The organism is Bradyrhizobium sp. cir1 (assembly GCF_014198245.1).
Lineage (GTDB): Bacteria > Pseudomonadota > Alphaproteobacteria > Rhizobiales > Xanthobacteraceae > Bradyrhizobium.
Genome location: NZ_JACIHE010000007.1, coordinates 132120 through 157403, shown reverse-complemented (window position 1 = coordinate 157403; position 25284 = coordinate 132120). Strand labels below are relative to the sequence as shown.

The following is a 25284-nucleotide window of genomic DNA, read 5'->3' as shown; positions in this document are numbered from 1 at the left end:
GTTGGTGGAGCGGTGCTCATGAGCCTCGCTGCCCAAAACAAAATCGATGTCACCGTATCGCTAGCTGCCGACGTAGTCGCCGCGATCGAGATCCAGCCGCGAGTCCGGCCGCCGCTGGCGCGGCTGTTCGCTGGCAAACAAGCCTCGTTGCTGCTCGAGGTGCTGCCGCGGCTCTTTGCGTTGTGTGCCGCTGCGCAGCAAACTGCACTGCTGTCCGCGATCGAGACGGCGCGCGACGAGGTGATCACCCGCACAACAAAACAGCATCGTATTGCGCTTATCGTTACCGAGCGCATCGCGGAACTGCTTCGGGGCCTGTTTGTCGGACATCTTACGCCAGACGTCGCCAGTGCGGCAGCAATCCGCTCCCTGATGCGGGGAATGTCAGCCCTTCTCGGCAGCGCCCAGCCAGCCTGGGGCTCCGCTCAATGCGAAGCAACAGCGCGGATCGTGGCTGCGCTGAACGCGCTCGGCATGTCGAATGAGGGGGACGCGGTGAGGTCCGGTAGCCCATTAGCGCTTCGCATTGCAGCGCTTGATGAGATCGACCTGAAGTCAATTCCGGCGGAGCACTCGTTCCTGTCCGTTGCTGACGACCTCAACATCATTAAACGGCTGCTCGTGGATGGCGCGACATTTTGCTATTGTCCGGATCTTGACGGACATGTGCCCGAGACGGGTCCATGGGCGCGCCGAATGACGCGTGATCGGCTCTCGCCGAGCCCCTCCGGTGCGGCCGAGCGGCTGAGGGCCAGGATTGCTGAAGCCCTCCGGTTATGTGCGTGGCTCAAGGCCGGTGCTCAGATTGACTCGGCGGAGCATGGGATTATCGAAAGATATAAGTTAGGGCCCGGCCGTGCGGCGGCCGCGGTCGAATGCGCCAGGGGGCGTCTCTACCACGCGGTTGAGCTTGATCCTCAGGGCCGGATATCCCGCTTCGAATTCCTTGCGCCGACGGAGTGGAATTTCCACCCGCGCGGACCGCTTGTCCGCAGCCTGCAGGGCGCGGTGCTGACGGCTAGACGGCGTCGGGATGCAGTCGATGCGGTGATTGCATCGCTGGATCCGTGCGTCGGGTTCACTCTCAATTTTCGCGAAGTTGGCGATGCATGAAATGGCGATTTGTCTTGGCATCATTCAAATCGTCGAGGAGGAGGTACGTCACCGATCGTTTTCGCGGGTGCGGAGCGTCTGTCTAGAGATCGGAGCGCTGAGTCATGCCGCGCCGGAAGCGATCAGGTTCTGCTTTGCTGTCGTTGCGACGCGGACCGTTGCCGAGGGTGCAGTCCTTAATATCGTCGAACTGCCAGGAGCTGCCTGGTGCATGAGCTGTTCGAAGAGGGTCGAGATTGCGCGACGCGGTGAATGCTGTCCTTGCTGCGGCAGCTATCAGTTGCAGGTAACCGCGGGGGAACAGATGCGCGTGAAAGAGCTGGAGATCGATTGATGTGTACCGTTTGCGGCTGCACCGAAGGGACGCCGTCGACCAAACGCGCCAAGGCGCATGATGCGGAGAGCCATGAGCGATACGATGCCCATGTGCAGGACGATTGCGATCGCCATCGTGCCTATCCGCATGGCGACCAAGGCCCGCAGCGTTCAAACCATGCAGGCGATAGTCATAGTCGCCATCGTCGCTCTGCCCATCACCAGGCTCATGGTGGGCAGGCGCTTCTGAGTGGCGGCGCCGGCCCGGCTGGCTTGAAGCTCGCGGGCATGAGCAGAGAGCGGGTCATTCAGATCGGGCGCGATATTCTTGGCAAGAATAATGGGATTGCGGCGGACAACCGCGCGCTCTTCGTCGCCGATGACCTGCTTGTATTTAATCTTTTGTCCAGTCCCGGTGCAGGTAAAACGACGCTGCTCGTCCGCGGGGTGTCTGAGCTCAAGCGTAGCCGGCCGGTCGGGGTCATCGAAGGCGACCAGCAAACCTCGAACGATGCCGAGCGCATTCGGGCCGCCGGCGTGCCAGCCATTCAAGTCAACACCGGCAAGGGTTGTCATCTCGACGCTGCGATGATTGGCGAGGCTTATCGCCGCTTGCCGTTGCTCACGGGGGGTATTCTCTTCATCGAGAACGTCGGTAATCTGATCTGTCCCGCAGCCTTCGATCTTGGCGAGGCTTGCAAGATTGTAGTGCTGTCGATTACCGAAGGTGAAGACAAGCCGCTCAAATATCCTGATATGTTCGCCGCTTCTTCGCTCATGGTGATTAACAAGATTGATCTGGCCCCGCTGCTTGATTTCGATTTGGGAAAGGCGATCGAATACGCCAGACGAGTCAATCCCAAGATCGACGTGCTTGTAGTTTCGGCGCGTACGGGCGAGGGTTTTGGCGCGCTGTACGCCTGGATCGATAGACAGGCGAGGCAGCAGAGGCGCGCCCTAGTGGACACAAGGCGATGAGCGCCCCAACCACCTGCGACCGAACGCGGCTGCGCGTGCGCGTGAGTGGGGCCGTGCAAGGGGTCGGATTTCGTCCTTACGTCTATGGACTCGCCATGCGCTACGGATTGGCGGGATTTGTCATCAATGGCCCCGAGGGCGTTACGATCGAGGTCGAGGGCCACCGCGCGTCGGAGTTTGTCGCCACGTTGCCGCTCGAGGCGCCTCCATTGGCACGCATCGACCACATCTGCGTTCGGGAAACTGCGGGGCTCGCGGCGAAAGACTTTTTGATCGGCACGAGCGAAGGCGGCAAATTGTCAACGCAGATCGTTGCTGATGCTGCTGTCTGCCGGCAATGTCTCAGCGAGCTGTTCGATCCAAAAAATCGGCATTACCATTACCCCTTCATCAGTTGCTGCCATTGCGGCCCACGCTACACCATCGCCGAACGGCTTCCGTACGACCGCCGCAACACCGTGATGGGGGCTTTTAGGCTGTGCGCCGCCTGCGCGGCCGAATACGCCGATCCGGCGAGCCGCAGGTTTCATACGGAGGCGATCGCGTGTCCGACATGCGGGCCTCGGCTCAGCCATGGGATCAGCGCCATTGTCGCGGCTATCGCGGGGGGACAAATAGTGGCGATAAAGGGGCTGGGGGGATACCAGCTTCTTTGCGATGCGCGTAACCAGGACGCCGTGCAGCGTTTGCGCAGGAGAAAGCAGCGCCTTCAGAAGCCGTTCGCGGTTATGGTAGATTCCATAGAGCGCGTCAGCGACATCGCGGAGGCTAACGCGCCCGAGCTTGCGCTGGTCGAATCCGTAGCACGTCCCATCGTCCTTCTGCCTTCGCGCAACAATTTGGCGCCCGCCATAGCTCCTGGCTTATCGCGCGTGGGTGTCATGCTGCCTGTAGCGCCGCTGCATCACCTCATCCTTCATGCGCTTCGCTCGGCAGAAGCATATGCGGGCACCGGCCCGGTCATCGTCGCCACCAGTGCCAATCTTTGCGGCGAACCACTCCTGATCGACAACGCGCAGGCGCTGCGGCGGCTCAAGGGGATCTCCGACCTTATCGTGACCCATGATCGCGATATAGTGACGCGTGCTGATGATTCCGTGGTGTCGGTGGTGGCTGGCCGGCCGCAATTCATTCGTCGTGCCCGCGGCTATGTTCCCGAACCGATCAGGCTTGCGAAGTCGGTGCCGTCCGTGCTCGCCGTCGGCGGCGCACTGAAATCGACCGTCACCATCACGCGGGACAACCAAGCGTTCGTCTCCCAGCATATTGGCGATCTGGATACGGCCGAAGGCATCCGCGCGTTGGAGGAGACGATCCGACACCTTACATCGAGCCTTGATGTAGAGCCTGTCGCCATCGCCCATGATCTGCATCCTGATATGGCTTCTACCCGGTTTGCGGAAGCAAATGGCCGCGCGCTGGTCGCTGTCCAGCATCACCACGCACACGCTGCCGCAGTGATCGCCGAGCATGGCCATGCGGGACCTGCGCTTGCCCTGGTGCTCGATGGCCATGGCCTTGGCTCCGAGGGAGGAAACTGGGGTGGCGAGCTATTGTTGTGCGAAGGGACGGGGTGCCGACGCATCGGGCACTTAGCGCCCCTGCAAATGCCTGGTGGAGATCGTGCAGCCCGCGAGCCGTGGCGCATGGCCAGCGCAGTATTACACGCGCTCGGCCGGGGTAACGAAATCGGGCCGCGCTTTGCGGCGCAACGGCAGGCTGGATGTGTGTCGGCCTTGCTCGAACAGCCGGGCGGGGCCACCACGACCAGTGCGGGCCGGTTGTTCGACGCCGCAGCGGCGCTGCTGGGGATTGCGAGTTTGCAGAGCTATGAGGGCGAAGCGGCGATGAAGCTCGAGGCGCTTGTGCGGCGGACTGCGATTCTCGAAGCCGGCTGGACGATCGATGGCGGCGTGCTGTCGCTTCGTCCGCTGTTTGCGCGGTTGATTGCAGATGACATTGACCCGGTGGGCGGAGCCGGGCTGTTTCATGGCACCTTCGCCGCTGCCTGCGTTGACTGGGTCACGCGGTCTTCGCGGACAACGGGCGTTAATACCGTCGTTCTGAGCGGCGGCTGCTTCCTGAACGCGGCGCTGGCGGATGAAATCCCGCGCGGTTGCAGCGCGGCCGGCCTTACCCCGCTCGTGCCACGGCGAGTGCCGCCCAATGATGGCGGTTTGAGCCTTGGCCAGGCCTGGATTGCCGCTCTGCAGATAGCTCAACAGTCGTCCGGCACGGGAGGATCAGCCTGAGATGTGTCTTTCGGTTCCGGCAAAGATTGCGAAAATTCTTCCCAACGACATGGCCATAGTGTCCATCGATGGCATCAGCCTGGAGATATCGATTGCTCTCGTCGACGAGCTCGAGGTCGGCGATTCCGTCCTTGTCCATGTCGGCTATGCGCTGGCCAAGATCGATCCGACGGAAGCCGAGCGCACGCTGGAGCTGCTGCAGGAGCTAGGCAGCGCAGGGGAACGCCGATCATGAAATATGCCGACGAATTTCGCGACAAGGCCATCGCGCAGGGAATTGCGCGTGCGATTGGCGCCGAGGTTAGTTCGCAAAGAGCCTATCGGTTCATGGAATTCTGCGGCGGGCACACTCATGCGATCTCCCGTTATGGCCTGGAGGATCTGCTGCCCGCGAACGTCCGCATGATCCACGGGCCCGGTTGTCCGGTCTGCGTTCTGCCCGCCAGTCGAATCGATATGGCGATCCGGCTTGTCGAACGACCAGAGGTCACTCTGTGCGTCTACGGCGACCTGATGCGCGCGCCTGGGTCGCAAGGACAGTCCCTGTTGCGAGCTAAAGCGCTCGGCGCCGACATTCGGATGGTCTACTCGACGCTCGACGCTATCCGGCTCGCCGAACAGGCACCGAGCCGCGAGGTGGTCTTCTTTGCCATCGGATTTGAGACCACGACGCCCCCGACGGCGGTGATGATCCGAATTGCCGAGAAGAAGCGGCTGAAGGGCCTCAGCGTGTTCTGCAACCACGTGCTTACACCCTCTGCGATGCACAGCATTCTCGAGAACCCCAAAATCCGCGACACCGGGGGGGTTCCAATTGACGGCTTCATCGGGCCTGCACATGTCAGCACCATTATCGGTACGCAGCCTTACGAGCCCCTGGCAGAACAATTTGGCAAGCCGATCGTGATCGCGGGATTTGAACCGCTCGATGTGATGCAGGCGATTCTGATGCTGGTGCGGCAGGTGAACGAAGATCGCTACCAGGTGGAGAACCAATACAGTCGTGCGGTGACGCGTGAAGGAAATCGGCGCGCCAAGGACGAGGTATCGCAGATATTCGAACTGCGCGAGCAGTTTGAATGGCGTGGGCTCGGACTCGTACCTAACAGCGGAATGAAGCTGAAACGGGCTTACGCGCAATTCGACGCTGAGACGCGTTTTGCGATCCACGACCTGCGTGTCGCAGACAATCCGGCGTGCGAGTGCTGCGCGATCCTGCGTGGCGCCAAGCGGCCGGTCGAGTGTAAGCTGTTTGGAACCGTCTGCACGCCGGAAACGCCCATAGGGTCCTGCATGGTATCATCGGAAGGCGCTTGTGCGGCGTATTGGACCTATGGCCGAGTTCGCGATGAACAGTTGAGGCGGACGTCATGAGCGTAAAGGGCTATCAACGCAAGCTCGACCTCGAGCACGGACGCGTTGATCTTTCCCACGGATCCGGGGGCCGTGCCATGGCACAGCTGATCTCCGGCCTTTTTCACCAAGCCTTTGGTAATGAATGGCTCGCCCGCTGCAATGATCAGTCGGCGTTTGACGTTGCGGCAGGCAGGATGGTGATGACGACCGACGGCTATGTGGTCTCGCCGCTGTTCTTTCCCGGCGGCAATATCGGGTCACTGGCTGTGCACGGCACGATCAATGATGTCGCGATGTCCGGCGCTCGTCCCCTCTATCTGTCGGCCAGTTTTATCATCGAGGAGGGCTTCCCGTTTTCTGATCTGAAGGCGATCGCGGATTCCATGGGCGCGGCAGCGCGCAGTGCCGGCGTTTACATCATTGCCGGAGACACCAAGGTCGTCGATCGCGGCAAGGCGGATGGTCTGTTCATCTCTACGACCGGGATCGGGATTGTGGCCGATGGGCTCGATCTCTCCGCCGACAAGGCAATGGTCGGCGACCGTGTGCTGGTCTCCGGTAGCCTCGGCGATCATGGAGTGGCGGTCATGTCAAGACGCCAGAATGTCGCTTTTCAAACCGAGGTCGTCTCGGATTCCGCAGCGTTGCATAACCTCGTAGCGGTCATGGTTGCCGCCGGCGGTAGCGGCATCCGGGTAATGCGCGACCCCACGCGCGGTGGGCTTGCCGCAACCCTCAACGAGATTGCGCATCAATCCGAGCTCGGGTTCCGTCTGCAGGAAGCATCCATTCCGGTGAAGCCGGCGGTTGCGGCTACCTGCGAACTCCTTGGACTCGATCCCATCCATGTTGCCAACGAAGGCAAGCTCGTTGCGATCGTCGCGCCTGATTTGGCCGATGCCGTGCTTGCAGCCATGAAGGCGCACCCGCTCGGGTCCGACGCAGCTGATATTGGCGAAGCGGTGGCTGACAATCGGAAATTCGTGCAGATGGCGACCAGTTTCGGCGGTCGACGAATCGTCGACTGGTTGTCGGGCGAACAATTGCCCCGGATCTGTTGACACGCTGCGCATCGTCCAGCTTTTGCAAACCAAGTTTATGATCAATGGTCGTGAGCCATCACCCATCACCCCCCATTACCCATTAGCTCTGAAACGATCCCTTCTATGGGCAATCTGTCCAACCGGCAGACTGCGACTTCGCTCTTTAGGCGTGCTGAATATCGGTTGTTAGCTTTTCCACGAGCCGAGAACGCAATTCGAAACGATTTATCGCCATCGCGCAGTTTCGACGGCTAAGCTCGGCGAGCATGGTCACACGATCCGCTCGGTACCCGTGGTTTGAAATCCTGCGAAGCTTGTCAAATATCGTTGAATTTCTGCGCCGTTTTGACGGCTGCGTCGCAATATCGCTGGGTGCTTCCGATTAGAAAGGCACTCCAGGCAGGGAGTTTTCAAATGAAGGTCGGAGTCCCCAAGGAAATCAAGGCGCACGAATATCGCGTGGGCCTTACCCCGGGAGCTGTCCGCGAATACGTGGCAGCGGGCCACCGCGTGATGATCGAGACCAATGCCGGCGCTGGCATTGGTGCAACCGATGACGATTATCGCATTGTTGGCGGAACGATTCTAACTTCCGCGGCTGAGGTATTCGCATCGAGCGAGATGATCGTAAAGGTTAAGGAACCTCAGCCGTCCGAGTGGTGTCAGCTGCGGGAAAATCAGATCCTGTTCACTTATCTGCATCTGGCCCCCGACCCGGATCAGGCCAAGGGCCTCCTGAAATCTGGATGCACTGCGGTCGCCTACGAGACCGTAACTGATGCGCATGGTGGCCTTCCGCTGCTGGCGCCGATGAGCGAGGTCGCGGGTAGGCTTGCGATCGAAGCGGCGGGCAGCGCCCTGAAGCGGAGTGCAGGCGGACGAGGGCTGTTGATCGGTGGGGTGCCCGGTGTTCAGCCTGCCCGAATCGTGGTGATCGGAGGTGGCGTCGTTGGTACGCACGCGGCACGCATGGCGGTTGGTCTGGGCGCAGAGGTGACCATCATCGACCGTTCGATACTCCGGCTCCGCGAGTTGGACGAGCTATTCGAAGGACGCGCTCGCACCAGGTTTTCGACTATCGACTCTGTGGAGGAAGAGGTATTTGCGGCGGATGTGGTGATTGGTGCGGTGCTCGTTCCAGGTGCGAGCGCGCCGAAGCTGGTCCGCCGGAGCATGCTGAGCTCGATGCGCAAGAGGGCGGTGCTCGTGGACGTCGCTATCGATCAGGGCGGCTGCTTTGAGACATCGCACCCAACCACTCACGCTGATCCTACTTACGAAGTGGATGGCATCATTCATTATTGCGTGGCCAATATGCCCGGGGCCGTGCCGCTGACCTCGAGCCAGGCACTGAACAACGCGACGCTGCCGTTTGGTTTGGCTCTGGCCAACAAGGGCTTTTCCGCCGTGCTCGAAAATCCGCATTTGCGCGCAGGCCTCAACGTCCATCGGGGCCGGCTAACTTACGAAGCGGTGGCCGAAAGCCTCGGGCTGCCCTTCTCACCGATCGAACAGGCTGCGGCCTGATCCCAGAGGCCCTTACGGGCGTTTCCTCCCTGACTTAGGCCACCCTTCGGGGTGGCTTTTTTTTCGGCTCCATCGATCTGCTGACCGGCGCCCGCATGCATTTCGAACTTGGAACGAAGCGGAGGATCACCAGACGAACGCCTGGCTTTAGTCCCCGCACGATGCGAGACAATGTACTTTCGGTCCATACAGCGCATATGAATGCCGCTTTTGCCAGGTAATCCAAGGCAATTGAGAATGCGTCCTGCGGGTCCGCTGGGAGACCGCGATCACCGGACCGACTTTGTCTGGCCCGATCGCCGCGATTCTGACTGTCTGTGGAGACGCCAACCGGGCCGGTGATGACTGCGCGGGTTACCGTGGTGCTGTCGCCGAAGCCGCCGCTGCCCGGTGAGTGGAACCATCAAGATGCGGCTCGGGGTCAACCTGACAGACCGGCGGAGAACTTTTTGAAGTCGCGCGGCGCATCCATCATCGCCGCGGCACGGCGGCCTTAGCAAGGATCGCAGATCGTTCCCTGAGCCTGGCGAACGCGGTTCACCTGATCGCTGACTGCCGTGAGATCGACCATGCGCAAACCACGGCATCGAGCGCAAGCTACTGTCATGCGCGGTGTAGGATTTGCGACACCGTGTCGAGACGGGACGTGCGTTCTCGAAAATAGCCCAGACAAATCAAGTTAAACTGTCTGGCACAAGACTTGAAAGCCAGTAACTGTCCCGCAACTTTCGCTCGTGGAATCGCAGTGATGGCCTACAAGATAATCGCATCCCAGTGCACCGTCTGCGGTGCATGTGAGTTCGAATGTCCCAATGCCGCGATCAACCTGAAGAACGACATATATGTGATCAATCCGACCCAGTGTACTCAATGTGAGGGGCACTTTGACGCGCCGCAATGCGCCGTCGTTTGCCCGGTGCCCGATACCTGCGTGCCGGCATAGGTGGGGTAGCCGATGAGAGGAGCTCGGGCGCAAAACATGATGAAAACGCGATCGACAGCCGCCGCCTTTTGGATCCGTCTTCTGTTTCTCTCACTCGCTGGCCCCGAGTCGGCGGCAACTTGCGCGATCCGCTCAGATAGATTGCGGCGGAGTCCTCGCCAGCGGGAGTTGTCGTTGCGCGAGTGGAGCGGGCAATGGTAGCCGTACAAGAGACGGTCGAGCGCGTGAAGCGCATCGACGTCGACCAGTATCGTTATGGGTTTGAGACCCTGATCGACTCCGAGAAGGCCCCGAAGGGGCTGTCGGAAGAGATCGTAAAATTCATCTCGCAGAAGAAGAACGAGCCCGCCTGGATGCTCCAGTGGCGGCTCAAGGCTTATCGGCGCTGGCTGACCATGACCGAGCCGACCTGGGCGCGCGTCGACTATCCCAAGATCGACTTCCAGGACCTCTATTATTACGCGGCCCCCAAGCCGAAGAAGTCGGTCTCGTCCCTGGACGAGGTCGATCCGGAGATCCTGAAGACCTACGAAAAGCTCGGCATTCCCTTGCGGGAAGTCGCCATGCTCGAAGGCGTCGAGCCGAAGCCGGGCGAGGAAGACCCGGCGCGCCGCAAGATCGCGGTCGATGCTGTCTTCGATTCGGTCTCGGTTGCGACCACGTTCAAGGCGGAGCTGAAGAAGGCCGGCGTGATCTTCATGCCGATCTCGGAGGCGATCCGCGAGCACCCCGAGCTGGTGCAGAAGTATCTCGGTTCGGTGGTTCCGACCTCGGACAATTTCTATGCGACGCTGAACTCGGCGGTGTTCTCCGACGGCTCGTTCGTCTACGTGCCGCCGGGCGTGCGCTGCCCGATGGAGCTGTCGACCTATTTCCGCATCAACGAGCGCAACACCGGCCAGTTCGAGCGCACGCTGATCATCGCCGACAAGGGCTCCTACGTCTCCTATCTCGAGGGCTGCACCGCGCCGCAGCGCGACGAGAACCAGCTGCATGCGGCCGTGGTCGAGCTCGTCGCGCTCGACGATGCCGAGATCAAATATTCGACGGTGCAGAACTGGTATCCCGGCAATTCGGAAGGCAAGGGCGGCATCTACAATTTCGTCACCAAGCGTGGCGACTGTCGCGGCGCCAACTCCAAGATCTCCTGGACCCAGGTCGAGACGGGATCTGCGATCACCTGGAAATATCCGAGCTGCATCCTGCGCGGCGACAACTCGCGCGGTGAGTTCTATTCGATCGCGATCTCGAACGGCTTCCAGCAGGTCGACTCGGGCACCAAGATGATCCATCTCGGCAAGAACACGTCGAGCCGCATCATCTCCAAGGGCATCGCCGCCGGCAAGTCGCAGAACACCTATCGCGGTCTCGTCACCGCGCATCGGAAGGCGCTAGGGGCGCGCAACTTCACCGCCTGCGACTCGCTGTTGATCGGCGATAAATGCGGCGCGCACACCGTGCCGTACATCGAGGCGAAGAACTCCTCGGCGACGTTCGAGCACGAAGCGACGACCTCGAAGATCTCCGAGGACGTGCTGTTCTACTGCATCCAGCGTGGCCTTTCGCAGGAAGAGGCTGTCGGGCTCGTCGTCAACGGCTTCGTCAAGCAAGTTCTGCAAAAACTGCCGATGGAGTTCGCAGTGGAGGCCCAGAAGCTAATCTCGATCTCGCTCGACGGATCTGTCGGATAACCAAACCTCCCGCGAGCCCCCTCGAAGGCGGCTCGCCAGACGACATTTCAGGGATCAGATCAGAATGGCGCTACTCGAAATCCGAGATTTGCATGTTGGTGTCGAAGACCGCGAAGTTATTCGCGGCCTCGATCTTAACGTCGATGCAGGTGAGGTGCACGCGATCATGGGGCCGAACGGCTCCGGCAAGTCGACGCTGTCCCACGTCATCGCCGGAAAGCTCGGTTATGAGATCACCGGCGGACAAATCCTGTTCAGGGGCGAGAACCTGTTGCGGATGGAGCCAAATGAACGCGCCGCCAAGGGCGTGTTCCTGGGATTCCAGTATCCGGTCGAGATCCCCGGCGTGACCACCATGAACTTCCTGCGGGCGGCACTGAACGCCCAGCGGAAGGCGCGGGACCAACAGGAATTCTCCACCCCCGAATTTCTGAAAAGAATCCGCGAGGTGGCCGGATCGCTCAACATTCCCCAGGACATGCTCAAGCGTGGCGTCAATGTCGGATTCTCCGGCGGCGAGAAGAAGCGCAACGAAATTTTGCAGATGGCGTTGTTCGAGCCGAGTCTGTGCATCCTTGACGAGATCGATTCCGGCCTCGACATCGACGCGCTGCGTATCGTCGCCAGCGGCATCAACGCCTTGCGTTCGCCGGAACGAGCGATGATCGTGATCACGCACTATCGGCGGCTTCTCGACCATGTCGTGCCGGACGTTGTGCACGTGATGTCGAGAGGGCGGATCATGAAGAGCGCCGGCAAGGAACTCGCGCTGGAGCTTGAGGCTTCTGGCTACGCCCAATTCGAAGACGCGGCCTGACGGCTCTAGGGACTCCGATGAAGCAGGTTTTGCCCAAAGCCGACCCCGAACGCTCAATTGGCAATGTTTTCGCTGCGGCGCGTGGACGGCTGCCAGGTGCAGGCCTTGTCCCCCAAATCCGGGCGAGCGCATTTGAGGTCTACGAGCGTACCGGCCTCCCGCATCGGGGCATGGAGGACTGGAAATACACAGATCTGCGCGCCCTGATCGGCGAGGTGCTGCCACTCGCTCCGCGACCCGATGCGGAGGCGCTGGTGCGCGCAAAGGTGTCGGCCGAGCAAGTGTCTGTCGATCAGGCGGTCAAACTGGTTATGGTGGATGGCATATTCGCGCCGGAGCTATCTGATCTCGGCAGGCTGGAAAATGAAGTTGTTGTGCGGTCGCTGCGAGAGGTTCTGGAGAATTCGTCCCCTGGCGACATGGCAGGTCTGCTGCTGTCGACGACGAGCGATTCCGCTATCTCGCTCAACGCCGCAATGGCGACAGATGGCCTGGTGATTACGGTCGCCGACGGCAACGCGGTGAAGCGGCCAATTCAAATCGTTCACGTCGCAACCGCACTGTCGGTGTCCACCTTTACACGGTCGTATCTACAGCTTGGTAAAGGAGCGCATGCGGCCATCGTGGAAAGTTTCGTCTCGGCTGAACGCGCGAGCGGCTATCAAGCCAACGATGCGATAATCGCCCTGGTTGGTAACGAGGCGAGCCTGTCGCACATCCGCGTCGCAGCCGCTGCCTCTGACGCCGTGAATATCTCGTCGGCGATCATCGCAGTCGGCGCCAGGGCTAAGCTCGACCTCTTCAGCATGACCTGCAGCGGCTCCATCAGCCGCTATCAGGGATTCATCAAGCTGGCTGGCGAGGGAACCAAGGTCTCGGCGAATGGCGTTAATCTCATCAGGGACGAGCTTCACGCCGACACAACGATGGTGGTCGACCACGCCGTGCCACATTGCACCAGTCGGGAGAAGTTCCGCGCGGTCATCGACGATTGCGGCCGCTCGGTATTTCAGGGCCGAATTGTCGTTCGTCCTGCCGCCCGGAAGACGGACGCTAACCTGACGACGCGAGCGTTGCTCCTATCCGACCAGGCCGAGGCCGACAGTAAGCCGGAACTTGAAATCTTGGCTGACGACGTGACCTGCGGCCACGGAGCGACATCGGGTGCGCTGGACAACAGTCTCGTATTCTATCTGCGCGCTCGGGGACTATCCGAGAAGGATGCGAAGATGTTGCTGATTAAAGCCTTCGTTGGCGAGTCGATTGAGGAGATCACTTCCGAGAATCTGCGCGATTTTGTGACAGCTCAAGCTGAACACTGGCTGCAGGCGGGGCGATGAGCGCTCATCCCGCCGTGAGCAATGGCAGTTACGACGTCAACCGTCTACGTACGGACTTTCCTGCGCTCCGCATGACGGTGTACGGCAAGCCGCTTGTTTACCTCGATAACGCTGCATCCGCGCAAAAGCCCAACGCGGTGCTTGACCGTATGATGCAGGTGTACTCCAGCGAATACGCCAACGTTCATCGCGGCTTGCACTACCTCGCTAACGCGGCGACCGAGGCTTATGAAGGCGCCCGTACCAAGGTTGCGCGGTTTGTGAACGCGCGTTCAAACGAAGAGATCATCTTCACTCGGAGCGCCACGGAAGCAATCAATCTGGTCGCCCAGACGTTTGGCCGTGAACGCATTACCCCGGGTGATGAGATCGTTCTCTCGATTATGGAACACCACTCCAACATTGTGCCATGGCACCTTCTCAGGGAACGACTCGGTGCAGTGATCAAATGGGCGCCAGTGGATGATGAGGGCAACTTCTTGCTCGAGGATTTTGAGCGACTGCTGACCCCGCGCACCAAGATGGTTGCAATCACACAAATGTCGAACGTGCTCGGCACGGTATTGCCGGTGAAAGAGGTGGTGAGGATCGCGCATGCTCGTGGTATCCCGGTTCTGGTCGACGGCTCGCAAGCTTGCGTCCACCTGAGCGCCGACGTCTGCGACATGGATTGCGATTTCTACGTCATGACGGGCCACAAACTCTATGGTCCGACTGGGATCGGTGTGCTTTACGGCAAGTCTGAGCATCTGGTATCGATGCCGCCTTTCAATGGCGGCGGGGAGATGATCCGCGAGGTCTCGCGTTCCGGCGTCATTTATGGTGATCCGCCACACCGGTTCGAAGCGGGTACGCCGCCGATCGTCGAAGCCATCGGTTTAGGAGCGGCTATCGATTACATCAATTCAATAGGCAAGGTGCAGATCCGCAGGCACGAGAGCGTACTGCTCGCTTACACGCAGGAGAGGCTGGCGGAGATCAATTTCATGCGTATGATCGGGACCCCGGCCGACAGGGGACCGATCATTTCCTTTGATATGAAGGGAGCGCATGCGCATGATGTTGCCACCGTCATCGACCGCGCCGGTGTAGCGGTGCGGGCGGGAACCCATTGTGCGATGCCGCTGCTTGAGCGCTTCGGCGTGCTGGCAACGTGCCGTACGTCCCTCGGACTTTACAATACACGCGAAGAGATCGATGTGCTCGTGCGTGCGCTAATCAAGGCGCGGCAGCTGTTCTCGTGATTCGGCGAGCCTACGCTGGATGAGGTCAGGCACCTCATCGCATCGCAGCAGGTAAGCACCTGTAGGTCGCTGCAAGCATAGCCAGCATTGGCAGGCCTGTGTGGGCCAGCCGCTCTTGCGGCCGGTCTTCCTGTGCAGGGCCTTCGGCGAGCGCGATCGCAGAGTACTGCGATCGCGGACACGCTCGAGAATTGGGCGGGGCGGGCGATTTCACGCATAGGCAGCCCTTGTTTCATTTCGAACAGAGCCAAACCAAGAGTTCTCTGCCCAAAGCTAATGTCGGGTTCGCAACAACACCCCCCCCCACCGCAGGAGGCTCGCTAAGAGATTTTGTTTGCTATGTTTTTTGGTGCTCACGAGACGCTGGCATGCTCGTTGCTAAAGTCTTGCTCAAGAAGCCGCCCTCGCAACAGCTAACCTTTGAAGGACATCAGATGAGTCTCGCCACGACCCAGAGCATCGCAGAAATCAGGGCTCGCAACAAAGAGCTGATCGAGGAGGTGCTGAAGGTCTATCCGGAGAAAACCGCGAAACGGCGTGCCAAGCACCTCAACGTTCACCAAGCCGGCAAGTCAGATTGCGGGGTGAAGTCCAACATCAAATCCATACCTGGCGTGATGACGATCAGAGGCTGCGCCTACGCAGGGTCAAAGGGAGTGGTCTGGGGACCGATCAAGGACATGGTCCATATCAGCCACGGCCCGGTCGGCTGCGGTCAGTATTCGTGGGGCTCGCGACGCAATTATTACGTTGGCACGACGGGCATCGATAGCTTCGTGACCCTGCAGTTCACCTCGGACTTCCAGGAAAAGGATATCGTGTTCGGTGGCGACAAAAAGCTGGTCAAAATTCTTGATGAAATCCAGGAGCTGTTTCCGCTCAACAACGGCATCACGATCCAATCGGAATGCCCGATCGGATTGATCGGTGACGACATCGAGGCCGTGTCGAGAGCAAAATCCAAGGAATATGGCGGCAAGACCATCGTGCCGGTCCGTTGTGAGGGCTTTCGGGGCGTGTCGCAGTCACTAGGCCACCATATTGCCAACGACGCGGTGCGCGATTGGATTTTCGACAAGCTCGAGTCCGATGGCAAACCAACTTTTGAGCCGACGCCGTACGATGTTGCGATCATCGGAGACTACAATATCGGCGGCGACGCCTGGTCATCGCGAATTCTGCTAGAGGAGATGGGCCTGCGGGTGATCGCGCAGTGGTCGGGCGACGGTTCGCTAGCTGAGCTCGAGGCAACGCCGAAGGCAAAGCTCAACATTCTGCATTGCTACCGTTCCATGAACTACATCTCACGCCACATGGAAGAGAAGTTCGGCATCCCCTGGTGCGAGTACAACTTCTTCGGACCTTCAAAGATCGCAGAGTCGCTGCGCAAGATTGCGGGCTATTTCGACGACAAGATCAAGGAAGGCGCCGAGCGGGTGATTGAAAAGTACCAACCGCTGGTGAACGCCGTGATCGCAAAATATCGCCCGCGCCTGGAGGGCAAGACGGTGATGCTGTACGTCGGCGGGCTCCGTCCGCGTCATGTGATTGGCGCATACGAGGACCTCGGGATGGAAGTCATTGGTACCGGATACGAGTTCGGTCACAACGACGACTATCAGCGCACAGCTCAGCACTACGTAAAGGACAGCACGCTCATCTACGATGACGTCAATGGCTACGAGTTCGAGCGCTTCGTCGAAAAGCTCCAGCCTGACCTCGTCGGCTCGGGCATCAAGGAAAAATACGTTTTTCAAAAGATGGGTGTGCCGTTCCGGCAGATGCACTCCTGGGACTATTCGGGCCCATATCACGGCTATGACGGCTTTGCGATCTTTGCGCGCGACATGGACATGGCCATCAACTCGCCGGTCTGGAAGAAAACGAAGGCCCCCTGGAAGGAAGCTTCGAGAGCCAAGCTCCTGGCTGCAGAATAAACCGACTCATCGCGCTCTGTGGGAAAGCCGGGGCGACACCAATCTCGATAGTGAAGGATTTCAACAATGGCGCAGAGTGCCGAACACGTGCTCGATCATCTCGAGCTGTTCCGCGGTCCAGAATACCAGCAGATGCTGGCCAAGAAGAAGATATTCGAGAATCCTCGCGATCCCGCCGAGGTCGAACGCATCAAGGAATGGACGAAGACGGCCGAATATCGCGAAAAGAACTTTGCGCGGGAGGCGCTAGCGGTAAATCCGGCCAAGGCATGCCAGCCGCTTGGCGCCGTATTTGCCTCTGTTGGCTTTGAGGGCACGCTGCCCTTCGTCCACGGCTCGCAAGGCTGCGTGGCTTATTACCGCAGCCATCTGTCGCGGCACTTTAAGGAGCCTTCTTCCTGCGTCTCCTCGTCGATGACGGAAGACGCTGCCGTATTCGGGGGCCTGAACAACATGATCGACGGGCTCGCGAACAGCTACAACATGTACAAACCCAAGATGATTGCGGTCTCCACGACCTGCATGGCCGAGGTGATCGGCGATGACCTCAACGCCTTCATCAAAACGTCGAAAGAAAAAGGCTCGGTTCCGGCGGACTTCGACGTGCCATTCGCCCATACGCCGGCGTTCGTAGGCAGCCACGTCACTGGTTATGACAATGCGCTCAAGGGCATTCTGGAGCATTTTTGGGACGGTAAGGCCGGGACAGCGCCGAAGCTGGAGCGCAAGCAGAACGGGGCGATCAACATCATTGGTGGGTTCGATGGCTATACCGTCGGGAACCTTCGCGAGATCAAGCGCATCTTGGCGTTGATGGGCATCCAGCACACGATTCTCGCGGATAATTCCGAAGTCTTCGATACTCCGACAGACGGCGAATTCCGGATGTATGACGGAGGCACGACGCTGGAAGATGCGGCCAACGCGGTTCACGCCAAGGCGACGATCTCCATGCAGCAGTGGTGCACCGAAAAAACGCTGCCATTCGTGGCTGAGCATGGCCAGGACGTCGTATCCTTCAACTACCCGGTGGGCTTATCCGCAACGGATGACTTTATCGTGGCGCTGTCACGCATCAGCGGCAAGGAGATTCCCGAGCAACTCGCGCGAGAACGTGGCCGCCTGGTCGACGCCATCGCTGACTCCAGCGCGCATATCCATGGCAAGAAGTTCGCCATCTATGGCGATCCGGATCTTTGCTATGGGTTGGCTGCGTTTCTGCTCGAACTCGGCGCCGAACCGACCCATGTGCTGTCCACGAACGGCAGCAAGACATGGCACGAAAAAATGCAGGTGCTGTTTGCAAGCTCGCCATTTGGGCAGGGCTGCCAAGCCTATCCGGGCCGAGACCTCTGGCACATGCGCTCACTCCTGTTCACCGAGCCAGTCGATTTTCTGATTGGCAACACCTACGGCAAGTATCTGGAGCGCGATACTGGAACGCCACTGATCCGCATCGGCTTTCCGGTTTTTGATCGGCATCACCATCACCGCTCCCCCCTATGGGGCTATCAGGGCGGCCTGAATGTGCTGGTGAAGATCCTGGACAAGATCTTCGATGAGATCGACAAGAAGACAAACGTTCTTGGCAAAACTGACTACAGCTTCGACATCATTCGTTGATGAGCGACCCGTGGCGCGTGCCATCGTCCAAGCACTCGGCGATGGCACAAGCACACGACCGTTGACCATGCAATTAGTTTGCGCTGAGAGGAAAAGGGATGAGTTCGCTAGCGGCCACGGTCCAGAATATTTTTGACGAGCCGGGCTGCGCCAAAAACGGCAGTAAGTCGGAGGCTGAGCGCAAGAACGGCTGCACCAAACAACTGCTGCCGGGTAGCGCTGCCGGGGGCTGTGCTTTCGATGGCGCCAAGGTTGCGCTGCAGCCGTTCACCGATGTCGCTCACTTGGTGCATGGTCCGATCGCGTGCGAAGGTAATTCCTGGGACAATCGCGGCGCGGCGTCGTCAGGCTCGAATCTGTGGCGCACCTCGTTCACAACAGATTTAAGCGAAACCGATATTGTATTCGGAGGCGAGAAGCGGCTCTGTAAAGCGATCAAGGAGATCATCGACAAGTGCGACCCGCCCGCCATCTTCGTCTATCAAACCTGCATCCCGGCGATGATCGGCGACGACATCAACGCAGTCTGTAAGGCAGCATCTCAAAGGTTCGCAAAGCCGGTGATCCCGATCAATTCCCCGGGCTTCGTCGGCTCGAAGAACCTCGGTAACAAGCTCGCCGGCGAGGCATTGCTCGACCATGTGATCGGGACGCAAGAGCCGGACTACACCACCCCGTACGATATCAACCTGATCGGGGAATACAACCTTTCGGGAGAGCTCTGGCAAGTGAAGCCATTGCTAGACGAGCTCGGAGTACGGATCCTCTCCTGCATCTCCGGCGATGGCAAGTATCGCGAAGTCGCTTCATCTCATCGCGCGCGGGCGGCGATGTTGGTGTGCTCAAAGTCCATGATCAACGTCGCACGCAAGATGGAGCAACGCTACGGAATCCCGTTCTTCGAGGGGTCGTTCTACGGTATTCAAGATTCGAGCGAATCGCTGCGTCAGCTTGCCCGCTTATTGGTTGAGCGCGGCGCGCCTGCAGATCTGCTCGGGCGCACTGAAGCGGTGATCGCGCGCGAGGAAGCGTGGGCCCGGGCTGCGATAGGGCCGTACAAGCCACGCTTCGTAGGCAAGAAGGCCTTGTTGATTACCGGCGGCGTCAAGTCATGGTCGATCGTTGCGGCACTCCAGGAAGCTGGGCTTGAGTTAGTCGGAACCAGCGTCAAGAAATCGACCAGGAAAGACAAGGAGCGCATCAAGGAGCTCATGGGGCAGGATGCCCACATGATTGAGGACATGACTCCGCGCGAGATGTTTAAGATGTTAAAGGACGCACAAGCGGACATCATGCTATCGGGCGGCAAGTCGCAGTTCGTCGCGCTGAAAGCGGCGATGCCCTGGCTCGATATCAACCAGGAGCGTTGCCACGCCTATATGGGCTATGTCGGAATGGTCAAGCTGGTGGAGGAGATCGATAGGTCGCTCTCGAGTCCGATGTGGGAGCAGCTACGTCGACCGGCCCCATGGGAGGCATTAGCCAAGGCGATGGAGCAGATGCAATCGCCCGTGGCCGCGATCGCCCGCGATCCGGCGCTCGCCGAAACCGCGCGCCGCGCGAGGAAGATCTGCGTGTGTAACACGGTCGATCTGGGCGCGATTGAGGATGCAATCTACGCGCACGGCCTGAGGAGCGTCGCAGCGGTGAGAGAGCATACCGATGCGTTCGGTGGCTGCTGCCGGAGGCGCATCGAAGGTATCTTGGTGTCCGAGCCATCTGCCATGGGACAGGCGGCAGAATAAGGAGGCGTCATGGCCATCGTCACGGCGCCGACGAAAGCCTGCGCTGTCAACCCGCTGAAGATGAGTCAGCCGATCGGCGGCGCATTCGCCTTCATGGGGCTGCGCGGGGCGATGCCGCTTCTGCACGGCTCCCAGGGATGCACATCCTTCGGGCTCACGCTCTTCGTCCGGCATTTCAAAGAGGCAGTACCGCTGCAGACCACCGCGATGAGCGAGGTCGCGACCGTACTCGGCGGTTATGAGAATCTCGAGCAGGCGATACTGAACATCTACAACCGTACCAAGCCAAAGATCATCGGAATCTGCTCGACCGGTGTCACCGAGACCAACGGCGACGATGTGGATGCCTACCTCAAGCTAATCCGGAGCAAGCATCCCCAACTCGCAAAGTTGCCACTGGTGTATGTCTCGACGCCTGATTTCAAGGGCGCGTTCCAGGACGGCTGGGAGAAGGCTGTGGCGCGCATTGTGGAGGTGCTGGTGGAAGGGCCCAGCGCCAATGGCCTGCGGGACCCATCGAAAGTGAATGTTCTGCCGGGATGTCACCTCACCCCCGGCGACATTGATGAACTCCGTGTCATACTGGAAGATTTCGGGTTGTGCCCGTCCTTCCTCCCTGACGTAGCAGGATCGCTCGATGGACATATCCCCGATGAGTTTACGCCAACGACCATCGGCGGCATCGGCGTCGACGAAATTGCGAGCATGGGCCGCGCCGGATGGTCGATTGCAATCGGGGCGCAGATGCAGCGTGCGGCAGAGGTCATGCAGGTCAAGACCGGCGTGCCGTTTCGTGTCTTCGAGCGGCTGTGTGGTCTCTGTCCGAACGACGAATTCATGACGTTCTTGAGCGAGATCAGCGGCCGCCCCATACCCTTAAAATATCGGCGCCAGCGCGGTCAGCTCGCCGATGCAATGCTGGACGCGCACTTCCATATTGGCGGTCGCAAAGTTGCTATCGGCGCTGAGCCAGACCTTCTGTTCGATTTGTCCGGCATGCTGCACGACATGGGAGCGCAGGTGACAGCGGCCGTGACGACCACTCAGTCGGAGGTGATCGAGCGGATCAAGACCAAGGAGGTACTCATTGGCGATCTCGAGGATCTGGAAGGGCTTGCCAAAACACACCATTGCGACCTGCTGATCACGCATTCGCATGGCAGGCAAGCGGCGGCTCGGCTGAAATTGCCGTTCTATCGTACGGGTTTTCCGATGTTCGATCGACTTGGTGCGGGACACCAACTTTCCGTGGGCTATCGTGGTACCCGCAATCTGATCTTCGAAATCGCCAACCTCGTGATCGCGCACCGCGAGGAGAACGATCAGCCTACGCCCGATAGATGGCGGACTGCGGCCGGTCTGCCACGATGCTCGGGGTATCGCAGCTCCACCGGCGCGGCTGGGAGGTCGATTGCATGAAGGTCGCGTTTGCCACTCAGGACATGAGACGGGTCGATGCCCATTTTGGTTGGGCAAAGAATATCGCAATCTACGATGTCGCGCCTGGCGGGCACGTGTTTCTCAAAGCGATTGAGTTTGAGGGCGACCTTAAGGAAGACGGCAACGACGATAAGTTGGCGCCGAAGATCGAGGCGATCAAGGATTGCGCGATTCTTTACGTCGCCGCCATCGGCGGTGCCGGGGCTGCGCGAGTGGTGGCCAACAAGATTCATCCTATCAAGGTGAACAAACCAGAAAGCATTCTGGTGTTGCTCGAAAAACTCGAGCGCGTACTGAACGGCACGCCACCTCCCTGGCTACGCAAGGCCATGGCAAAGGACCGACGGCGTACGTTCGAGTTCGACGAATGAGGTGATATGACCGCTAAAATGGAGCAGCAGGGCAGCGCCGTCGACGCGCCGTTCCTCAAGGAGTTGATCAAGATTTGGCGTGCTCAGGATACCAACGGAGCCTGGGACGGAAAAAACGATCTTGACCTGCTCGAACCCTATATCCTGGACAAGGAGAAAAGGCGCGCATTGCCGATTATCGCTGATCCTGATCCCGATACGCTGTGGCGGCTTAAGCTGTTCTTCGATGCGGTCGCGCTCTCGATCGAGAGGGAGACCGGCGTGATGATCCAGCCGATTCTGGATCTGCATCATGAAGGCTTCGGCCGCATGGTGCTCATCTCAGGCCGGCTGATCGCCGTGAACAAGCAGCTGCGCGATGTGCATCGCTTTGGATTTGATAGTTTCGTAAAGCTCGCGCAGGAGGGCGACAAGTATGTCAGCGACGGAATCGACCTAATTCGGAAATTTCCGCAGGTGGCGAACTATTGGGGATACTCATGAGCGATCGTGAAATACTGAAGGCCGAACTAAGGAAAGTGTCCGCCAAGGCGACGCAAGCCAAGATGGATTTGCACGACCTTTCGGAAGAATTACCCATCAACTGGACCTCGATCATGGTGGTGGCGCAGAAGGCGTACGATGCCTATGCCGAACTTGAGCGCAAGGGCCTCGACTTGAAGGCGCTTGAAAAGACTTAAAGGGGCAATGCATGTCGTTTCAAACACGAGACGGACGCGACTGGACGCCACAATACCTGATCTCGATCGATGCCAAGAAGTGCATCGGCTGTGGCCGCTGTTTCAAGGTCTGCGGCCGAGATGTTATGACGTTGAAAGGAATCAGCGAGGATGGCGAATTTGTCAACCTCGATGACGACGACGATGAGATCGAAAAGAAGATTATGGTTCTGAATGATCAAGGCGCCTGCATTGGCTGCGGTGCATGCGCGAGGGTTTGCCCGGCCAACTGCCAGACTCACACTTCAGCCGTACCTGAAGCGGCGTGAGCGAACACACTCGTCCTGCCGCGGCAGGCGAGATATAGGTGAGGAAAGATGCAATTTGGATCAGGTGAACTCATGGTGAGGACGGCGCGCCAGAAGGATCTCGATTAAACATCGAATAGCAGGATCGAGCGAGCGAAAGCGCAAGCATTGCCAGGTGATGGTTGGGCGCCGGCTATGTTATGCCGATACAATAGCCGTTGCTCACAAACGACTCGTCTCCAAGGTCCGCCTATTCGTAGAAGGCGAGCCGCGCCTCCCGAGTCCGAAGAGCATAGTTCAAGGCAGGGAGCCACTACGTCGGGCGATTTGATCCGAGGGGATGCTGTGCATGTCTGCTTGCGATCAGGAGCAGCTTACGTGTCCGGCTCGCCGCCGATCGTGGACAATGATGTCTGCCTAGATGGTCGATTCTATAGAGAACGTGATGTGCCGGGAACACCTTAGTTGGTCTTTTGCGCACGCCCGGTGGCGGAGGACATTTCGCTGCCCAGTACACAGTCGTTGCAATAGAGCACGTGGACATCGAGAGCACACCGCAAAAACGCAGGTCTCTAATCGTCGTTGCGCGGGTACTTGGTCGGGCCGGGTACCCATCTGCTGATAGGAACCTGCGAGTCATTATCATTAGACGTCGGCCTTTTTGACGGATCGGCGCCGGCGATCTTACGTGCGATTCTACCTACAGATCGCGGCTTATCGCAGCGACTATCTGTAACTCACGCGCAGAGTGCGTCGGGTAGTCACGCCGAAGCGCGCAGAGTGCTTGGTCAGGTTGTGGTCAGCTAGGAATTCTATCCTAGCCGGCAGAGCTTGCACGGCACGAGCTCAATTTCAACTTTGCCGATAGGAGAGCGCTCTCATGTATGGCATTGGCCCATCCAGCCAGTTCACAACCCGTAACCAAACTGACGATTCGTCAGAAGCGGGAGATAGTCCCCGGTTTGCGGAAACAGTTGCAGGAATGGAGCGAGGTGGGTCGTCATCCGAACCAGCGGCGTCATACTCTCTCGTTTCCGAACCGCCTATTAGAGAGATCGACCGAGAGTCCTTCTTGCGCGGAGTTGAGAGATTCTTGCGCAATGATATCAGGCACATCGCAGAGAACCCAGAAGAGTACTCGGACTTCGTCTCCCAGAAGGCTGAGCGCGCAGCGACGGTTGCTGGAAGTTACGCCAACACCTACGACGATCCAAATAAGCCGGCACGGTTTTACAGCTACCGGTTGGGCGACGATATTGTGGGGCTTCTAAGAGCAGGAGGCCCGGCTCGGATTAAAGGAGACCATTTTCAGCAGCAGTTTGGGCGCAACGATATCACATCCGTCGTAGATCTTAGGGTGACTCATCCGCTTGTCGAGAACGCTGGTGATATCTTGCTAGAACATCAACTGCGAGAGGACGGGGACCATCCGCTGATCTTGTCGCGGCCGGCCCTAGCGGGCATGGAACCTCGTCTAGCGGACATGGGTTTTGTTTACGTGGGGCGTAACCACTGGGTGCTTGATCCTCACCAGCGCCCCGATGTGTGGGCGAAGAACGAGAACGACGAGTGGCAGCGGGTAGGCAAGCCTACGAAGTATCTTTCCAAAGATGGGGGCAGTGATGTCGGCCCTCAGAGAAGCTACGAAACGGATTCGTCGGACGATGACCCTTCATTTTACTTGGAGCGCGCTCTTAGCGGGATGCGCATGGAGTAAATTGGCTGCAATAGCAGCAGCGGGCCTGAAATGACGGACATTTGACCGTTCTATCCCGGGCTCAACGGTCTTGCTCCAAAGGGGGCGCACGCTCTCTGCGTCGCCCCCCGCCGGCTTACGAAGCTGTGGTGGGATGCGATCCGAGGGGGGCGTAACGGGGGCTCCCTACGGAGTGGCCATCAACGAGCAGCAACGACCAGCCACCGCAGGCAGCTATCCGGCAAATGGTGCGGGGGCTTGGACCCGAAAGCTGCAGCTGCACGGCCTTCATGCAAACGGCAGCAAGGCCCAAATTGTCGAACTGATTGGTCTGAATTATGCGTCGGGTAATTGGGTGAGCCAGCAATGGCTGGCTTGCGCGTTGGATTACCACAGACACTATCAGCTCGGCACTTGTACGGTTCTTGCAGGTTGATTGCACAGCGATAATGAAAAGCGTCTTGCAATAAATGGCCGATAAATGAAGCCAAATCCCATTTACGCGATCTGCAGCTTTAACGACATTCCGAGCCGCCAGGCCATGGGATTCCACCTCATGGTTGTCGATGATCACGGCAATCATCGGCCGTGGTCCATCATTGTAGTGCGCTGGGGCAAAAAGGTGCTTGGCTACGCCAATAAATGCCCGCATAACGGCGTCAATTTGGACTGGGAGCGGAACGAATTCCTCGATCCATACGGTATCCGGCTGATGTGCGGCAAGCATGGTTCGACCTTCGAACTCGGCACCGGCCGGTGCGTCGAAGGTCCATGTCAAGGTAGAGCGCTCACGCCGATCGCGTTGGCAGTTCTGGATGGTGATATCTGCGTCGTTGGTGTGCACCTTGTCGAAGACGATGCGTCGGCCAACAACTGAAGACCGCGC

24 protein-coding genes are annotated in these 25284 nt (G+C 59.1%); all 24 read left to right on the top strand.

Features of this window, described 5'->3' with window-relative positions; translation table 11 throughout:
* Positions 1-18 precede the first annotated feature (18 nt).
* The 24 genes from GGD63_RS17040 to GGD63_RS16925 all read left to right on the top strand — a co-directional run bounded on the left by GGD63_RS17040 (position 19) and on the right by GGD63_RS16925 (position 25275).
* Complete coding sequence (locus GGD63_RS17040; RefSeq protein ID WP_183243938.1) at positions 19-1113, top strand: hypothetical protein; 1095 nt, start codon at positions 19-21, stop codon at positions 1111-1113.
* Positions 1106-1447 carry a hydrogenase maturation nickel metallochaperone HypA gene (gene hypA / locus GGD63_RS17035; RefSeq protein ID WP_183243936.1) on the top strand — a complete coding sequence of 114 codons (342 nt, stop codon included), beginning with the start codon at positions 1106-1108 and terminating at the stop codon, positions 1445-1447. The genes GGD63_RS17040 and hypA overlap by 8 nt, the downstream gene beginning before the upstream one ends.
* On the top strand, positions 1447-2406 hold the full coding sequence (gene hypB, locus GGD63_RS17030; protein WP_246785526.1) for a hydrogenase nickel incorporation protein HypB: 960 nt from the start codon (positions 1447-1449) through the stop codon (positions 2404-2406). The genes hypA and hypB overlap by 1 nt, the downstream gene beginning before the upstream one ends.
* Positions 2403-4658 carry a carbamoyltransferase HypF gene (gene hypF, locus GGD63_RS17025; protein ID WP_183243934.1) on the top strand — a complete coding sequence of 752 codons (2256 nt, stop codon included), beginning with the start codon at positions 2403-2405 and terminating at the stop codon, positions 4656-4658. The genes hypB and hypF overlap by 4 nt, the downstream gene beginning before the upstream one ends.
* Before the next feature lie 49 nt (positions 4659-4707).
* The gene (locus GGD63_RS17020) at positions 4708-4893 is read left to right on the top strand and encodes a HypC/HybG/HupF family hydrogenase formation chaperone (protein ID WP_312013319.1); all 186 of its coding nucleotides are present in this window, start codon (positions 4708-4710) and stop codon (positions 4891-4893) included.
* Positions 4890-6032 (top strand): hydrogenase formation protein HypD, encoded by a 1143-nt coding sequence (gene hypD, locus GGD63_RS17015; protein WP_183243930.1) that lies wholly within the window; start codon positions 4890-4892, stop codon positions 6030-6032. The genes GGD63_RS17020 and hypD overlap by 4 nt, the downstream gene beginning before the upstream one ends.
* Positions 6029-7075, top strand: a complete 1047-nt coding sequence (gene hypE / locus GGD63_RS17010) for a hydrogenase expression/formation protein HypE (RefSeq protein ID WP_183243929.1) — start codon at positions 6029-6031, stop codon at positions 7073-7075. The genes hypD and hypE overlap by 4 nt, the downstream gene beginning before the upstream one ends.
* Before the next feature lie 396 nt (positions 7076-7471).
* The gene (gene ald / locus GGD63_RS17005; protein ID WP_183243927.1) at positions 7472-8584 is read left to right on the top strand and encodes an alanine dehydrogenase; all 1113 of its coding nucleotides are present in this window, start codon (positions 7472-7474) and stop codon (positions 8582-8584) included.
* A gap of 748 nt (positions 8585-9332) precedes the next feature.
* Complete coding sequence (locus GGD63_RS17000) at positions 9333-9527, top strand: 4Fe-4S binding protein (RefSeq protein ID WP_091956552.1); 195 nt, start codon at positions 9333-9335, stop codon at positions 9525-9527.
* 194 nt (positions 9528-9721) lie between these two features.
* Positions 9722-11218: a Fe-S cluster assembly protein SufB gene (gene sufB, locus GGD63_RS16995; protein WP_183243925.1), complete on the top strand. Its 1497-nt coding sequence runs from the start codon at positions 9722-9724 to the stop codon at positions 11216-11218.
* A gap of 64 nt (positions 11219-11282) precedes the next feature.
* Entirely contained in the window at positions 11283-12035 is a 753-nt protein-coding gene (sufC, locus tag GGD63_RS16990; RefSeq protein ID WP_183243923.1) for a Fe-S cluster assembly ATPase SufC, read from the top strand.
* A 17-nt stretch (positions 12036-12052) separates the two neighbouring features.
* On the top strand, positions 12053-13375 hold the full coding sequence (gene sufD / locus GGD63_RS16985; RefSeq protein ID WP_183243921.1) for a Fe-S cluster assembly protein SufD: 1323 nt from the start codon (positions 12053-12055) through the stop codon (positions 13373-13375).
* Complete coding sequence (locus GGD63_RS16980; protein WP_183243919.1) at positions 13372-14619, top strand: cysteine desulfurase; 1248 nt, start codon at positions 13372-13374, stop codon at positions 14617-14619. The genes sufD and GGD63_RS16980 overlap by 4 nt, the downstream gene beginning before the upstream one ends.
* Positions 14620-15053: 434 nt before the next feature.
* Complete coding sequence (nifD, locus tag GGD63_RS16975) at positions 15054-16556, top strand: nitrogenase molybdenum-iron protein alpha chain (protein WP_183244222.1); 1503 nt, start codon at positions 15054-15056, stop codon at positions 16554-16556.
* A gap of 66 nt (positions 16557-16622) precedes the next feature.
* Positions 16623-18179, top strand: coding sequence for a nitrogenase molybdenum-iron protein subunit beta (nifK, locus tag GGD63_RS16970; protein ID WP_183243917.1), 1557 nt, complete (start codon positions 16623-16625; stop codon positions 18177-18179).
* 98 nt (positions 18180-18277) lie between these two features.
* Positions 18278-19924, top strand: coding sequence for a nitrogenase iron-molybdenum cofactor biosynthesis protein NifE (gene nifE, locus GGD63_RS16965; RefSeq protein WP_183243915.1), 1647 nt, complete (start codon positions 18278-18280; stop codon positions 19922-19924).
* A 9-nt stretch (positions 19925-19933) separates the two neighbouring features.
* Positions 19934-21343 (top strand): nitrogenase iron-molybdenum cofactor biosynthesis protein NifN, encoded by a 1410-nt coding sequence (gene nifN / locus GGD63_RS16960; RefSeq protein WP_183243913.1) that lies wholly within the window; start codon positions 19934-19936, stop codon positions 21341-21343.
* A complete protein-coding gene (gene nifX / locus GGD63_RS16955) occupies positions 21340-21735 on the top strand; it encodes a nitrogen fixation protein NifX (protein WP_183243911.1) in 396 nt (131 codons plus the stop codon). Before nifN ends, nifX begins: the two co-directional genes overlap by 4 nt.
* A 6-nt stretch (positions 21736-21741) precedes the next feature.
* Positions 21742-22218 (top strand): NifX-associated nitrogen fixation protein, encoded by a 477-nt coding sequence (locus GGD63_RS16950; protein ID WP_183243909.1) that lies wholly within the window; start codon positions 21742-21744, stop codon positions 22216-22218.
* Positions 22215-22415 carry a CCE_0567 family metalloprotein gene (locus tag GGD63_RS16945; RefSeq protein WP_183243907.1) on the top strand — a complete coding sequence of 67 codons (201 nt, stop codon included), beginning with the start codon at positions 22215-22217 and terminating at the stop codon, positions 22413-22415. The genes GGD63_RS16950 and GGD63_RS16945 overlap by 4 nt, the downstream gene beginning before the upstream one ends.
* Positions 22416-22426: 11 nt before the next feature.
* Complete coding sequence (gene fdxB / locus GGD63_RS16940) at positions 22427-22723, top strand: ferredoxin III, nif-specific (protein WP_183243905.1); 297 nt, start codon at positions 22427-22429, stop codon at positions 22721-22723.
* A 1072-nt stretch (positions 22724-23795) separates the two neighbouring features.
* Entirely contained in the window at positions 23796-24419 is a 624-nt protein-coding gene (locus tag GGD63_RS16935; protein WP_246785525.1) for a host specificity protein, read from the top strand.
* Positions 24420-24591: 172 nt separating this feature from the next.
* On the top strand, positions 24592-24834 hold the full coding sequence (locus tag GGD63_RS16930) for a hypothetical protein (protein WP_183243903.1): 243 nt from the start codon (positions 24592-24594) through the stop codon (positions 24832-24834).
* Positions 24835-24879: 45 nt separating this feature from the next.
* Positions 24880-25275, top strand: a complete 396-nt coding sequence (locus tag GGD63_RS16925; protein ID WP_183243901.1) for a Rieske 2Fe-2S domain-containing protein — start codon at positions 24880-24882, stop codon at positions 25273-25275.
* Positions 25276-25284: the final 9 nt, after the last annotated feature.

Excerpts from the sequence above, each read along its gene's own strand:
- ald (WP_183243927.1), top strand. The coding sequence starts at position 7,472 with ATGAAGGTCGGAGTCCCCAAGGAAATCAAGGCGCACGAATATCGCGTG.
- nifD (WP_183244222.1), top strand. The coding sequence starts at position 15,054 with ATGAGTCTCGCCACGACCCAGAGCATCGCAGAAATCAGGGCTCGCAAC.
- hypE (WP_183243929.1), top strand. The coding sequence starts at position 6,029 with ATGAGCGTAAAGGGCTATCAACGCAAGCTCGACCTCGAGCACGGACGC.
- GGD63_RS17040 (WP_183243938.1), top strand. The coding sequence starts at position 19 with ATGAGCCTCGCTGCCCAAAACAAAATCGATGTCACCGTATCGCTAGCT.
- sufD (WP_183243921.1), top strand. The coding sequence starts at position 12,053 with ATGAAGCAGGTTTTGCCCAAAGCCGACCCCGAACGCTCAATTGGCAAT.
- GGD63_RS16980 (WP_183243919.1), top strand. The coding sequence starts at position 13,372 with ATGAGCGCTCATCCCGCCGTGAGCAATGGCAGTTACGACGTCAACCGT.
- hypF (WP_183243934.1), top strand. The coding sequence starts at position 2,403 with ATGAGCGCCCCAACCACCTGCGACCGAACGCGGCTGCGCGTGCGCGTG.
- nifN (WP_183243913.1), top strand. The coding sequence starts at position 19,934 with ATGGCCATCGTCACGGCGCCGACGAAAGCCTGCGCTGTCAACCCGCTG.
- GGD63_RS16950 (WP_183243909.1), top strand. The coding sequence starts at position 21,742 with ATGACCGCTAAAATGGAGCAGCAGGGCAGCGCCGTCGACGCGCCGTTC.
- nifE (WP_183243915.1), top strand. The coding sequence starts at position 18,278 with ATGAGTTCGCTAGCGGCCACGGTCCAGAATATTTTTGACGAGCCGGGC.
- nifX (WP_183243911.1), top strand. The coding sequence starts at position 21,340 with ATGAAGGTCGCGTTTGCCACTCAGGACATGAGACGGGTCGATGCCCAT.
- GGD63_RS16945 (WP_183243907.1), top strand. The coding sequence starts at position 22,215 with ATGAGCGATCGTGAAATACTGAAGGCCGAACTAAGGAAAGTGTCCGCC.
- GGD63_RS17000 (WP_091956552.1), top strand. The coding sequence starts at position 9,333 with ATGGCCTACAAGATAATCGCATCCCAGTGCACCGTCTGCGGTGCATGT.
- hypD (WP_183243930.1), top strand. The coding sequence starts at position 4,890 with ATGAAATATGCCGACGAATTTCGCGACAAGGCCATCGCGCAGGGAATT.
- sufB (WP_183243925.1), top strand. The coding sequence starts at position 9,722 with ATGGTAGCCGTACAAGAGACGGTCGAGCGCGTGAAGCGCATCGACGTC.
- nifK (WP_183243917.1), top strand. The coding sequence starts at position 16,623 with ATGGCGCAGAGTGCCGAACACGTGCTCGATCATCTCGAGCTGTTCCGC.
- hypB (WP_246785526.1), top strand. The coding sequence starts at position 1,447 with ATGTGTACCGTTTGCGGCTGCACCGAAGGGACGCCGTCGACCAAACGC.
- GGD63_RS16925 (WP_183243901.1), top strand. The coding sequence starts at position 24,880 with ATGAAGCCAAATCCCATTTACGCGATCTGCAGCTTTAACGACATTCCG.
- hypA (WP_183243936.1), top strand. The coding sequence starts at position 1,106 with ATGCATGAAATGGCGATTTGTCTTGGCATCATTCAAATCGTCGAGGAG.
- fdxB (WP_183243905.1), top strand. The coding sequence starts at position 22,427 with ATGTCGTTTCAAACACGAGACGGACGCGACTGGACGCCACAATACCTG.
- GGD63_RS17020 (WP_312013319.1), top strand. The coding sequence starts at position 4,708 with ATGGCCATAGTGTCCATCGATGGCATCAGCCTGGAGATATCGATTGCT.
- sufC (WP_183243923.1), top strand. The coding sequence starts at position 11,283 with ATGGCGCTACTCGAAATCCGAGATTTGCATGTTGGTGTCGAAGACCGC.